The 13,855-nt window shown below is 59.3% G+C and carries 10 protein-coding genes; 9 read left to right on the top strand and 1 reads right to left on the bottom strand.

All coding sequences use genetic code 11. The features are described from left to right. The 9 genes from IE156_RS05170 to IE156_RS05130 all read left to right on the top strand — a co-directional run bounded on the left by IE156_RS05170 (position 1) and on the right by IE156_RS05130 (position 12,035). Positions 1 to 687, top strand: a complete 687-nt coding sequence (locus IE156_RS05170; protein ID WP_189391482.1) for a 4'-phosphopantetheinyl transferase family protein — start codon at positions 1 to 3, stop codon at positions 685 to 687. 41 nt (positions 688 to 728) lie between these two features. Continuing rightward, positions 729 to 2,369 carry a (2,3-dihydroxybenzoyl)adenylate synthase gene (locus IE156_RS05165; RefSeq protein WP_189391481.1) on the top strand — a complete coding sequence of 547 codons (1,641 nt, stop codon included), beginning with the start codon at positions 729 to 731 and terminating at the stop codon, positions 2,367 to 2,369. A 2-nt stretch (positions 2,370 to 2,371) separates the two neighbouring features. After that, positions 2,372 to 2,617: a phosphopantetheine-binding protein gene (locus IE156_RS05160; RefSeq protein ID WP_189391480.1), complete on the top strand. Its 246-nt coding sequence runs from the start codon at positions 2,372 to 2,374 to the stop codon at positions 2,615 to 2,617. A 21-nt stretch (positions 2,618 to 2,638) separates the two neighbouring features. After that, entirely contained in the window at positions 2,639 to 6,562 is a 3,924-nt protein-coding gene (locus IE156_RS05155; protein WP_189391479.1) for a non-ribosomal peptide synthetase, read from the top strand. Positions 6,563 to 6,565: 3 nt separating this feature from the next. Beyond that, positions 6,566 to 7,816: an enterobactin transporter EntS gene (gene entS / locus IE156_RS05150; protein ID WP_189391478.1), complete on the top strand. Its 1,251-nt coding sequence runs from the start codon at positions 6,566 to 6,568 to the stop codon at positions 7,814 to 7,816. A gap of 97 nt (positions 7,817 to 7,913) precedes the next feature. Continuing rightward, the gene (locus IE156_RS05145; protein ID WP_189391477.1) at positions 7,914 to 9,311 is read left to right on the top strand and encodes a YncE family protein; all 1,398 of its coding nucleotides are present in this window, start codon (positions 7,914 to 7,916) and stop codon (positions 9,309 to 9,311) included. A 69-nt stretch (positions 9,312 to 9,380) separates the two neighbouring features. After that, positions 9,381 to 10,586 (top strand): isochorismate synthase, encoded by a 1,206-nt coding sequence (locus tag IE156_RS05140; protein ID WP_189391476.1) that lies wholly within the window; start codon positions 9,381 to 9,383, stop codon positions 10,584 to 10,586. Between the two features lie 14 nt (positions 10,587 to 10,600). After that, entirely contained in the window at positions 10,601 to 11,239 is a 639-nt protein-coding gene (locus IE156_RS05135) for an isochorismatase family protein (protein ID WP_189391475.1), read from the top strand. Between the two features lie 13 nt (positions 11,240 to 11,252). After that, positions 11,253 to 12,035 (top strand): 2,3-dihydro-2,3-dihydroxybenzoate dehydrogenase, encoded by a 783-nt coding sequence (locus IE156_RS05130; protein WP_189391474.1) that lies wholly within the window; start codon positions 11,253 to 11,255, stop codon positions 12,033 to 12,035. A gap of 158 nt (positions 12,036 to 12,193) precedes the next feature. Here the strand turns inward: IE156_RS05130 and IE156_RS05125 are convergent, their stop codons facing one another. Further along, a complete protein-coding gene (locus IE156_RS05125) occupies positions 12,194 to 13,771 on the bottom strand; it encodes an alpha/beta hydrolase (protein WP_189391473.1) in 1,578 nt (525 codons plus the stop codon). Positions 13,772 to 13,855: the final 84 nt, after the last annotated feature.

Raw genomic sequence — 13,855 nt, 5'->3', positions numbered from 1 at the left:
ATGCTGGGTCTGTACAGCCTGTCCCTTCCCCTGCCACCGGGTATGGAACTCTGGTTACGAGACCAGATCCCAGACAGCACCTTAGCTGTGATTGCCCGCCGCAGGCGGCAGTCGGACCAGCATTTAAGCCTGCTGGCCCATGGTGCCCTGCGTCATTTTCTGGCTCCCTTGCTGGGCTGTACGCCGCAAGGTGTACCCATCAAGAATCTGGAACACGGCAAGCCCGTATTGGACTTGGACGATACCGATCTGCACTTCAGCCTGTCTCATAGCGGCGAACGCGTACTGCTGGGTATCGCCGATCAAAACCTGGGCGTGGACATTGAAGCCATGCGTCTGCCCGTCAAACCGGGTTTGTTGGAACATTGCAGCGTGGCTTCTGAGCGCACCTGGCTAAAGAGCGATCTGGACTTTTATGCGCTGTGGTGCGGCAAAGAAGCCGCCTTGAAACACGCGGGCACGGGTTTTCATATCCAGCCTCAAGAATTATCCTTGGACGGCCACCCAGATCGTGGATGCACCGTACAATCCCCCCATCCCATCTTGCAAGGTTTGGTGGTGCACAGTCACCGGCCAGCGGAAAACTATGCCGCTGCTGTCTGTCTGAACACTTCCTTTGCTCCCCGGAAAGTCAGCTTTCTAGACAGTATTCAACTGCCTGACGCCAAGCTGACCGACCATGAGTAAATCTGACAAGCCTACTTATTTATGTAATAGTTCTCATTACCATGATGAAATCTATTCCTGTTGAACAAATTTGGCCTGACGCTTTTGCTCAGCGATATCGCGACGCTGGACACTGGCAAGGGGAAACCTTTGGTGCCTTGCTGCGCACGCGCGCGCAACACCATCCGGAACGTGAAGCAGTTATTGGCGGCAAGCAGCGCTGGACCTATGGCGCGCTGGATCAATACGCCAGCCAGATCGCGGCAGGCCTGCTGCAAGCCGGTTTGCGCAAAGGCGATCGTGTCCTGGTACACCTGCCCAATATCCCTGAATTCGTCAGCGTGATCTTTGGCCTGTTCCGTGCCGGTCTCTTGCCCGTGTACGTGTTACCTGCGCACCGCATCACCGAAGTAGAGCACTTTGCCAATAGCGCCGAGGCACGCGCCTATATTGGCGTGGATACGCACGCCGGTTTTGACTACCTGCCCCTGGTGCGCGAGCTGCGTGAACGCTGCCCGCAGGTAGAACAGGTTTACATCGTGGGCGATGCCCAAGAATTCACCTCGCTGGCCCAGTTGCAAAGCAGCGCCGCGAATGTCGATGTGCCCGTGTCGGCCGCCCAGCCTTCCGAAGTGGCTTTCCTGCAGATTTCCGGCGGCAGCACGGGTTTGTCCAAGCTGATTCCCCGCACGCACGACGACTACATCTACACCTTGCGCGAAAGCGCCAAGATTGCGGGCCTGGACGAGAACAGCGTATTCCTGGGTGCTTTGCCCATTGCGCACAACTTCCCCATGAGCTCGCCCGGTTTTCTGGGTGCGCTGTACGTCGGTGCCAAAGTGGTGCTTAGCCCTGCGCCTAGCCCGGACGTGTGCTTTGAGCTGATCGAACGCGAAGGCGTGACCGACACCAGCCTGGTGCCCCCGCTGCTAATGCTGTGGATGGATGCCGCCACCAAAACCAGTGCCAAACTGGACACCCTGCAAGTGATTCAGGTTGGCGGTGCCAAATTAAACTCGGAAGCCGCCAAGCGCGTGCGCCCCACCTTGGGCGTGACCTTGCAACAAGTGTTTGGCATGGCCGAAGGGCTGGTCAACTACACCCGCCTGGACGACCCGGAAGACACCATCATCCATACCCAGGGCCGCCCCATCAGCCCGGACGATGAAATCCTGATCGTGGACGACAACGGCGACCCGGTTGCCCCTGGCGAGACCGGCTACCTGCTGACGCGAGGCCCCTACACCATCCGCGCTTATCACAACAATCCATCGGCCAATGCCCGCTCCTTTACCGAGGACGGCTTTTACCGCACGGGCGACGTGGTACGCATGACGCCTGAAGGCTATTTGATGGTTCAGGGCCGAGCCACCGACCACATCAACCGCGCGGGCGAGAAAATCTCCGCCGAGGAAATTGAAGACCATCTGCTGGCTCACCCGCAGGTCTTTGATGCGGCCGTGGTTTCGGTGCCTGACGAGTTCCTGGGCGAGCGCAGCTGCGCCTTCATCATCCCCAAAGAGGACAAGCCACGCGCCATTGAATTGAAGAAATGGATACGCAGCCGTGGGCTGGCCGACTTCAAAGTGCCGGACCAGATCGTCTTTGTAGACCGTTTCATGGAAACGGCGGCCTTGAAGATCAGCCGCAAAGAACTGCGCGCCCAGCTGCGCGAGCAACTAGAAAACACGACCCAAGACTAATCATGAGTACTGCACTTACCCTAGAACACATGCGGCAAGACATTGCCGCCATGCTGCATGAAGATCCCCAGGACATCCTGGACGACGACAACCTGATCGACCTGGGCCTGGACTCCATGCGTGTCATGACCCTGGCCACCCGTTGGCGTGAAGCGGGCGCGCCCATCGAGTTTTCTGAGATGGCCTCGGTCGTCACCCTGGGCCAGTGGTGGTCGCTGATCGAACGTGCCCAACAAAACGGCCGCTGATTCTTTTACTGCAACACGCTTATGTTTAGCTCTCCTTCCGAACTGCCATTGCGCCCCCTGACCGAAGCACAAGAAGGTCTGTGGTACGCCCAGCGTTTGGACCCGCTCAACCCGATTTTCAATACCGGGCACTGCACGCATATCCATTCGGCGCTGGACACAGCCCTGTTTGCGCAAGCCATCACGCTGACGCTGACCGAGGCCGATGCCCTCACCTTGCGCATGGTGGATACGCCCGACGGCCCTGCCCAGTACCTGCGCCCGCAAGAGCCTATTCAGCTGGAGATTGTTGACCTGTCCGCCCACGCTGACGGTGCCGAACAAGCTCAAACGCTGCTGATGGCCGACCTGCGCACGCCGCTGGACCCGACCCTTGCGCCCTTGGCACGCCATATTCTGTTTGTGCTGGGGCCCAAGCACCACCTTTGGTATCAACGTATCCATCACCTGGCCGCTGACGGCTATGGCATGGCGCTGATCGAGACACGGGTGGTCAAGCTCTACAAAGCCTTGTTGAGCGGTCGTGAAGATCATGGCCATGCGCTGGAATCGTTCACCCTTTTGCAGGATGACGACCAAAGCTATCGGGACAGCGAACGCCGCAGTAAGGACAGGCAATTCTGGCTGGACAACTTAAGCGATGCAGAACCCGCCCAAAGCCTGAGTGAATCTCAGGCTTTAAGCGATCATCATTTCCTGCTGGCACGCAGCACCGTCAAGCCTGAGCTCACAGAGCGCTTGCAAACGCTGGCTCAAAGCGCCGATATCAGCTGGCCGGACATCCTGACAGGTTTGACGGCCGCCTATGTGCGCCGCCACACCCGCCAGGACGAGTGCACGGTTGGCGTGCCCTGGATGGGACGCCTGGGCCATATCAGCGCCCGTATCGTGTCTACCGTCATGAACGTGGCCCCACTGCGTTTGCAAATTGACGAGTCGCTGCCCTTAAACCAGTACCTGATTCAGGTTTCCAAAGCACTGCGCCAAGCCCGCCGTCATGGCCGCTATCGCAGTGAACAACTGCGCCGTGATCTGGGCCTGCTGGGCGGCATGCGTAGGCTGCATGGTCCCATCATCAATGTGTTGCCCTTTGACGCCCCCTACGAACAAGCAGGCCTGGCGGCCAGCCAGACCGTGCTGTGCGCAGGCCCGGTAGAAGACCTGAACTTCACCTTCCGTGCCCAGCCCGATGCGGGCGGCTTGCGTCTGGAAGTGGAAGCCAACCCACGTCTGTACACCGAAGAACACATTCAGACCCATCTGCTGCGTCTGGAACAATTCCTGCTGCGTGCTTTGCAAGCAGACACCTTATCAGTCGTGCCTACGCTGACTGAGGCGGAGCACCATCACTGGATTGAGACCGTTAACCAGACAGCACATCCTGTTCCCGAGACTACGCTGTGGGCCCTGATCCACGCCCAGCTACAAGCCCACCCAGAACAAAGCGGCCTGGAGTTTGAAGGCCAAACACTCAGCTACGCCCAGATCGACGAGCAAACGGCCAATCTGGCCGCGCAGCTGCGTCTGGCAGGCGTGCAGACGGGCGATATTGTGGCCGTCGCCCTGCCCCGTTCGCTGAACTTGGTACTGTCCTTGCTGGCCATCCACCGAGCTGGCGCCGCGTATCTACCTCTGGATCTGGATCAACCCACTGATCGCCTTAACAAGATTCTGGGTGTGGCCCAGCCGCGTTTGCTGGTCGGCCAAGCCGATTGCACCCTGAACGCCACTCTGCTGGTCCCCCAGCCTGAACAGGCCTGCAGCGCAGAAGCCTGGGCAGCCGCCGGACCACACGACCCGTCTTACCTGATCTACACCTCCGGCTCGACCGGTACGCCCAAAGGCGTGCTGCTCAACCACGACGCCATCGTCAACCGTCTGGTGTGGATGCAAACGCATTACGGCATTGCTGCCGGTGACCGCATTCTGCAAAAAACCCCGGCCACCTTTGATGTGTCGGTCTGGGAGTTTTTCCTACCCTTCCTGTCGGGTGCGACCTTGGTCGTAGCCCCCCCACAGGCGCACCGCGACCCGGCCCATATTGCCCGCCTGATGCGCGATCAGCACATCACGGTACTGCACTTTGTGCCCTCCATGCTGTCCGCTTTTCTAGACGAGCCCGCCGCTCGCGGACTGGCACCGCGTCTAGTGTTTTGCAGTGGTGAAGAACTGTCGGCGGCTACCCGCGATCGCTTCCATTCCCTGCTGAACGCCGAGCTGCACAATCTGTACGGCCCCACCGAAGCTGCCGTGGACGTATCCTACTGGCCTGCTTCGCGTGACGATAAATCCCAACCTGTACCCATCGGTTTCCCCGTATGGAACACCGCCCTGTACATTCTGGACGAACAGTTGCAGCCCGTGCCGCCCGGTGTAGCCGGTCATCTGTACCTGGCTGGTCGTCAATTGGCGCAAGGTTACTGGGGCCGCCCGGACCTGACGGCAGAACGCTTTGTGCCCGACCCCTACGCCCTGCATGGCGACCGCATGTACGCCACCGGCGATGTGGCCCGCTGGCGCGACGATGGCGCGGTTATTTTCCTGGGTCGCTCAGATCACCAGATCAAGCTACGCGGTCAACGTATCGAGCTGGGCGAAATTGAAGCCTTACTGGCTCGCCATCCCGAGGTAGCCCACGTTGCCGTTATCGCCCGTGAAGATGTCCCCGGCCAGATGGCGATTGTGACCTATTGGGTACCGCAAGCAGGCAGCCAGTGCACTGACAACACCCTGGCGGCATACGTAGGCGAGCATTTGCCGTCCTATATGGTGCCCAGCGCCTGGATCAGCCTGGACGCATTACCCGTTACCGCCAACGGCAAACTGAACCGCAAGGCTTTGCCTGTACCTGCCCTGCAAGCACGTTCGGCGGGTTTGCCGCTGGAAGGCGCAACCCAACAACAAATCGCCGCCGCTTTCGCCACCGTGCTGGAAAGCAGCGACACGTTTTACGCTGACGACGACTTCTTCGCCCTGGGCGGACATTCCTTGTTGGCTGCCAAGCTGGCTTTGATACTGCGTGAAGCACGCGGCCAAGCCGTCTCGATTGGCACTATTTTTGAATTCCCCACCATTGCCCGTCTGGCCAAGCATCTGGATCAGGCAGGTAGTACAGCTGCCGATGGCTTTGGCCCCATCATCACCTTGCGCCCAGGTCAGAACGAACAGCCTGCGCTATTTGTGATTCACCCGGCTGGTGGCCTGTCCTGGTGCTATGGCGCGCTGGCGCGTCATCTGCCCCCTGGCCGTGCTGTTTATGGTTTGCAAGCCAGTGTGCTGTCTGATCCTTCGCTGGGTCTGGATAGCAGTCTGGATGCGATGGCCAAGGTCTATGTAGACCGTATCGAACACGTGCAGCCCCACGGCCCCTACCATCTGGCAGGCTGGTCAGTGGGCGGCATTATTGCTCAGGCGATGGCCGTCGAACTGCGCCGTCGCGGCCAGCTGGTCGGTATGCTGTCCCTGCTGGACGCTTACCCTAGCGACGCCTGGCGCAACGAACCGGCACCCGAGCCCAATGCCATCTACAAAGCGCTGCTGCATATTGCCGGCCACGACCCGGACAGCTTGCCCGATGTGTCCCTGACCCGGCATGGTGTGGTGGACTTTCTCAAGCGCAGTGCTCACCCGCTGGCGGAGTTGCCCGACACGCGTCTGGACAGCGTGTTCCAGGTGGTGGAAAACAATAACCGTCTGGTGCGTCTGTACGAACATCACACGTATGACGGCTCCATGCTGTACTTCCGCGCTGCTCTGGATCACGCAGGCACGCAATTGCATCCCGACTTGTGGCAGCCCTATGCAGGGCAGTTGGACGTGCATGATATTGCCTCCCTGCACGCTCATTTGACCGGTACTGAAGCCGTGGCCATCATGGCCCCGCTGATGGAATCGGCCATGGCTTTTGCCGAACAGGCACAAGCCCAACCTGAACTCGATGTATAAGCCATGTCTGTAAGACGTTTTTTCCTGGATATTTCACCGCTGATCGAAAGCCGGGCATTCCGCTTTGCCTACTTCGCTCGCGCCGCCACCGTGCTGGTTACCGGCATGCTGATGGTGGCCGCCAGTGTGCAGTTGTATGAGCTGACAAAATCCAGTGTGGCCGTTGCCTTCCTGAACGTGTCCATGGCCACACCGATGGTGCTGGCGCTGATTGTGGGCGGTGTCTTGTCTGACCGCATGGACAGACGCAGCTTGATGGTCTGGTCACGCAGCGTCTACATCATCAGCGTGGTGCTGTTCCTGATCAATACCTTGCTGCCCAACCCACAGGTCTGGCTGATCTACGTGGCTGCCGCTATTGGTGGTGCTGCGGGCGGAATTAGCGTCCCGGCGATGATGTCAGCCACCCCTGCCCTGGTGGGGCGCGACAAGCTGGCCGCTGCCGCTGCCCTGTCCGGTTTGGCGATGCAGTTGGGCGGCATCATTGGCCCCGCACTGGCTGGCGTGCTGATCGCCGGCCCCGGCCTGGTTTTTTGCTACGTCATTGTGCTGTGCGGTGTCATCGTCACCCCCTTGCTGCTGCGTGCCCTGCCTCCGCTGCCTCCCCAAGCCGGTAAACAAGCGCAGAAAAACGCCTTCCAATCCCTGCGCGATGGTCTGGCCTTTGTCGCCAGCCACCCCTTGCTACGTGCCTTGTTGCTGATCGATCTGGCCGCCTTGATTCTGGCGACGCCTTTGGCCCTGATGCCCGAGTGGGGCGACACCATTTTAAAAATGGGCGCCACCGCCACCGGCTATCTGTATGCCGCCCCTGCCGTAGGCGCAACACTGGCCGCACTATCCAGTGGCTGGTGCCGCCAAGTCTCCCGTCCCGGTGCCGCCATTGTGCTTGCCGTGCTGATCTGGGGTTTGGCTGTCGCCGCCTTGTCCTTGCAACCCACCTTGTGGTGGGCCCTGATTTGCCTAGCCATCATGGGTGCGGCCGATACCATTTCCAAAATCATGCGCATGGCGCTGGTTCAACATCACACCCCGGACTACCTACTGGGCCGCGTCTCCAGCCTGTGGATGACGCAGTATTCCCTGGGCCAAGCTCTGGGCAATATGCAGATGGGCTATTTGTCCCGCCTGCTCAGCCCAGCCGTGGCCGTCGCCGTGGGTGGTTTGGCCTGTGCGGCTGTGGCGGGTGGTTTCGGAATTTTCAATCAAGGCCTGCGTTCGGCCCGTAAACAGGATGGTCCTCCTCATGCCTGACATCTCGATTTTGTTCTACCCACGCCTGTTGCACGCCTGTAGAAAGATCTCCTACATGGACCATCTTGTCGACCGAACCTTTATTTAGGATTAAAAGATGCTAATCAATGTCAATTGCATTCGCCGTACCCCTGCAGCCTTGCTGCGTAAGGCCGGCCTGAGCGCAGCCGTCCTGTCCTTGTCCCTGGCCAATGCCTTTGCTGCCCCCGCCTTTGACCAGCCTGATGCTGACTTTCGCGGTTCCTTGAATGCCGCTGGCGTGGTCTATGCAGGCGCCGAAGCCCAGCTGGCAGGCCGTGGTTTCGCCCCCGGTCAGGAAGTCATCTTGCTGCAAAACGGCCATACGCTGACTCCTACCGCCCTGGTCGCCGATAAAGAAGGCAATCTGAGCACCACCGTTGCCATCCCAGCTGACGCTGCTGTCGGTGTGCACCCCGTGGTCATGCAGGTCAGCAAGCCTTCGACCGCCGGTGTCTTCAACCTGAAGGTTTCCCCTAAAGTTGAACTGAGCGGCCAAGACAAGTTCGAGCTGCAATCCCAGCACCTGGTGCCCGGCTTGTACCAAAGCGCTTACAGTCCAAAGAACAAAGTGCTGTTCGTGACCTCCGCCGTGGGCCGCCCACCCGTCAAGCAATCCCAGCTGGTCAAAGTTAACGCCCAAACCTTGGCTGTTGAAGCCAGCGTGACGCCTGCTGCCCAGAAAGGCCGTGATGATGGTCAGGTTCAAGCCGTTTACGGTGTGGACGTGGACGACAAGCAAGGCAATGTCTGGGTCTCCAACACCCGCAGCAGCTCCATCGCTGTTTACAGCCAGAAAGACCTGAAACTGGTCAAACAGTTTGAAGACGGCGTCGTCAGCCACCCACGTGATGTGGTTGTGGACGAAAAGACCAACCGTGTTTACGTGTCCTCGCCCGGCGCTGAAACCCTGGCCGTGTTCGATGCGAAAAAGCTGACCCAGCTTGACTCTATTGAGCTGCAATCCAAGACCCGCAACAAGCCCGGCAGCATGAGCCTGATCCTGGACGCAGAAAAGGACCGCCTGTACACGGTCAGCGCCAGCACCAATGAGCTGATCATTGTGGATCTGAAAAACGGCAATGCCCAAACCGTGTTCCCCATTCCTGGCGCACGTGGGCTGGCTGGCGTTTCGGTAGACAGCAAAAATGATCAAGTCTATGTAGCCGCCCAAGGCAGCGACAACCTGCTGATCATCAACGCCAAAGACGGTGCTATTCAGCACGACATCAAAATCGGCGCGGGTGCTTTGAACGTGGTCTTTGATCCCAAGACATCCCTGGCTTACGTCGCTTCGCGCGGTGCAGGCACAGTGACCGTCGTGAACGGTAAAGGCGAAATCGTTGCCAACCTGGACGGCGGCAGCTACGCCAACCACGTCTCGCTGGATGGCGAAGGCAATGCCTACCTGGTCAACAAGTCCAAAGGTAAGGACGACCAGACAGCTGACCGCATCACGCGTATTCACCTGAAGTAAGCCGCCCGACGCGCCCCTGCCATCAAAAGGGGCGCGGCTGGCAAAACCCTTGCCCCACAAAGGACTCCTATGACTAGCCGTATCGACGACCAAGTCCGCCATGCCACCATTGAAGAATGGTTAAAGCAATATCAGGCCGACAGCAGCGTATTTGCCTCTCCCACCATCAGTTTGATGGCACACGGCACGGCATTGGAGCGGCATACCCATAATGCCCAAGGACAATTGCTGACGGATGCCCAAACCTTGCTGGTACAAGCAGCTCAGCAAGGTCTGGACGCCCCCTTGTTACTGGGTATCATCCCCTTTAACCCCGCTCGTGAAGCCTATTTGCGCGTCCCCAAAGAATACCGGCGCGATCCCGTCTTGCTGCGCCCGGTCCAGCGCCCCCCGCTGGCCAAATCCGGCAATACCATTGCCAACCAGAGCCTGCTGCCCGACGGCGAAGGCTACGAAGACAGCGTCAGCCGCATTCTGGCAACAATGCGCGAACAGAACATCTCCAAAACCGTGATGGCCCGCACCGTCACCATCACGCTGAACGAAGCCCTGGATCGTCAGACTGTGTTGAGCAATATGCTCCACAGCAATCCCGCTGGTTATACCTACGCCCTGCCCTTGCCGGGCGGCAATCCGCAAGATCCGGACCTGTTCTTTGGTGCCAGCCCCGAACTGCTGGTACGCCGTCAGGGCGATCTGGTCACCGTGAACCCCTTGGCGGGCACAGCCCCGCGCTTTGCCGACCCGCAACGCGATCAGGCCAGTGCCGAAGGTTTGATGGCCTCCAGCAAAGACCTGCGTGAACATGCGTATGTCATCCAAGACGTAGTGCGCATCCTGTCCCAGTTCTGCGACTCCCTGGACGTACCCGACGGCCCCAGCCTGACCAGCACCGCCAACTTGTGGCACTTGTCCACCCGAATCAGCGGCCGCCTGCGCGACGCGTCAGTCACCTCTCTGGAGCTGGCTCTGGCCATGCACCCGACACCGGCGGTGTGCGGCCTGCCCACCCAGCCCGCCATGCAGGCCATCGAGGCCACCGAAGCCTTCGATCGCGGCTACTTTGCCGGTGCCATAGGCTGGAACGACCACGAAGGCAACGGCGAGTGGGCGGTGGCAATTCGTTGCGGCCATTACACCCAACAAGGCCTGACCTTATCGGCTGGCGCAGGCATTGTGGACGGCTCCGTCCCTGCCCTGGAGCGCCAGGAAACCGGCAATAAACTCATGACCCTGATCAACTCATTGGGTCTGGCACAGAACATAACACTTTAACGGAGACACGACGTATGACCATTCACGCGCTGCCCAGCTACGAGCTGCCTCAAACCCCCGTAGCCAACCGCGTCAACTGGCGCCCCCAGGCAAATCGTGCCGCCCTGCTCATTCACGACATGCAGACCTACTTTCTGCAGAAATACGATATGAACCAGGCTCCTATCCCCATGCTGATCGAACGCATCGCCGCCCTGCGTGCGACTTGCCAAAAGCTGGGCATCCCTGTGTTCTACACCGCCCAGCCCACCGAGCAACCCAAAGAAGACCGCGCCCTGCTGAACGACTTCTGGGGCCCTGGCCTGACTGCAACAGAATTTCATGAGCAGCAAGCCGTCGTGCCCGAACTGGCACCGGCCGACACTGACATCATGCTGACCAAATGGCGCTACAGCGCCTTCCAACGCTCGGATCTACGTGAACAATTGCGCGAACTGGGCCGCGACCAGTTGATCATCACCGGCGTCTACGCCCACATCGGCTGCATGACCACCGCACTGGAAGCCTTCATGCAAGACGTGCAACCCTTCCTGGCTATCGACGGCGTGGCCGACTTCTCGCTGGAAGAACACCACCAGGCCATCCGCCATGTCTCGCAACGCTGCGGCGTCAGCCTGACCTGCGCCGAGATCCAGGACAGCCTGCAAGCCTGAACAGGACACACACATGAACACACAAGAATTTGCCGATGAATGCATCGCCGTCACGGGCGCAGCCCGTGGCATCGGCGCGGCCGTCACCCGACTACTGCTGGAACGTGGCGCACGCGTCATCGCCCTGGACCTGGACGTAGAAGGCCTGACCCAGCTGAGCCAGTCCAGCTACAGTGACCGCGTCTCCTGCCACCTGGTTGACATCAGCCAATCAGACGCCGTAGACCAGGCCCTGGCCCAAGGCCAGGAAAAACTGGGCCCAATCCAGCGCTTGGCCTGTGTAGCGGGCGTCCTCCAAATGGGACGCATCACCGAGTTGAGCAACGAACAATGGGACCGCACCTTCGCCATCAACACCACCGGCGTCTTTAACGTCTGCCGCAACGTGGCCAAAGGCATGATTGAGCGCAAACAAGGCGCCATCGTCAACGTTAGTTCCAACTCCGCAGCCACCCCCCGCATCGCCATGGGAGCCTACGCCGCCTCCAAAGCCGCCGTCACCCAACTAAGCCGCTGCCTGGGACTAGAATTGGCCCCGCACGGCATCCGGGTGAACATCATCTCCCCCGGCTCCACCGACACCCCCATGCAACAAGCCATGTGGGCACAAGGCAGCTCACGCGAAACCGTCATCGCAGGTTCCGGCGAAAACTACCGCCTGGGCATCCCCTTGCAGAAAATCGCCACGCCCGAAGAAATTGCAGAGGCCGTCCTGTTCCTGCTGTCAGACCGCGCCAGCCACATCACCCTGTCCGACCTGCGAGTCGACGGCGGCGCCACACTGGACCAAGGCTAAACAAAATAGCCAAGCACAAAAAAGGGCGGAATCTCCGCCCTTTTTTATCGCCCTACCGAAAGACTCCGGACAAAAGCATACGCACATCCCTTACAGCACCGCCTGAGCCTGCCCCGATCTGAACAGCGCCCCTGGTCCAGCCACCTGAACCCGCAGCACTACTTGTTTTCTTGAGCAGGAGCTTCAACCTGCTCAATCCCAAACAAATACTCCAGCCCCAAGGCCAAAGCATCCCGCCAAGCCACAAAATCATGTGCTGTAGCACTTTCCACATAGCGCACGTCATATCCCCGCGCCCTAAGCACATCATCCAGATGTCGATTCGCCTGCACCAGACTGACATCCCGACTCGACCCTGAAGACTCAAACACCCCGGCGCTCATATAAACCTTCACCGGCACAGCAGGCGAATCCGCCATCTGACGCGTCAACCACTGCCCACGGGCATCACCAGCCGGCGCCCACCAGAACGAGCCCGACATACTCAAGACATTGCCAAACAAGCGAGGCAAACGCCAAGCCGCATTCATAGCGGCCAAACCACCATAACTAGAGCCACCGATCGCCGTCTTATCCGCCGCCGACTGTACACCCTGAGCATTCAACCAAGGCATCAGCTCCTTATCCAGAAACTTGATATAAGCCTCGTTAGGCGGCAACTCACGCGCCCGCTCCGCCATACCCGGATTGTCCACCAACACCAACCACATAGGCGCAACCCGCCCCTGGGCAATCAAGGTATCCAACATAGCAGGAGCCCGCGCCAAATCCTTATAGTCGCGGCCATCAAACAAAATCAAAGTGTGATCAATATCCTGCGCCCGAGTACCAGCAGGTTGATAAATCTGAACCTGCCGCTCCACCCCAAGGGCCTCGCTGGGCAAACGCTCCGTGCGCCACTGCCCCTGACCCAATTGCTGCGGCTCCAAAGCCACCGCCTCGGCCGGAGCCTGCGTCAAACGCAACACCGAATCGCCATCAAAAAAATCTGTGCTGTTTTCCGGCAAAGCCTGGCTACTAAGAGGATCACGCTGTAAAGCAGCCCGCAACACCTCACGCGCCAAATCTGGCCCCACATAAGGCACATCCGGTGCCATGCGATACGTGAACCGGGCATCGCGCGGCAAATCGTAAGTGATATACCAAATATCCGACTCACCCAAACGATGCATGCGATCGCTATACGTAAACGGCCCGCCATGCAGACGAACCTCCTGCTGGGCACCACGCCACACAAACGTGACACGATCATGCGTGTTGCTGTAGCGCTCCACCAAAGGAGAACCCACCCGCTGCACATAATCCCAGAAGCCACGAGACGGCTCGCCAGCCCGCAAGCGCATGCTCCACTGACGGATCACATCGCCTTGTAAAGGCTCGGCCTGAGCGGGCGTTTGAGGAGCAGTAAGCGATTTAACCTGCCACTGATACTCGCCCTGACCCAACACACGCAAACGATACTCACCGGCCGTGCTAGCAATAAAACCAAAAGGGCTACCGCGCTCCGGAGTATCCGCCCAGTGACGAATCACTTTGCCGTCCGGGCCGAACAACTCCAGAGTCACATCACCACTGTGCTGCCAGGTGCCTTGCACCAGCTCATTGTGCTGCAAGCTCAGTATTCGTTCATGATGTTCGTGCGCCTGAACTTCACCTTGAGCCGAGGGCAGCGTTGCCGCCCATGCCGACCCAACCATTCCCACCATCAATACAGCTGCAACAGGTGCGCGCAACATACATCCTCCTAAATGCCGGTTTGCCGCAGGACAAGCCCAGTACCAAGAAGCAGTATACGATCAAAAATAATCGGTGCACCCCTT

The sequence above is a fragment of the Alcaligenes pakistanensis genome, from assembly GCF_014652815.1.
Taxonomy (GTDB): domain Bacteria; phylum Pseudomonadota; class Gammaproteobacteria; order Burkholderiales; family Burkholderiaceae_B; genus Alcaligenes; species Alcaligenes pakistanensis.
Note: the sequence above shows the minus strand (reverse complement) of the source record. Positions and strands in the feature narration are given on the sequence as shown.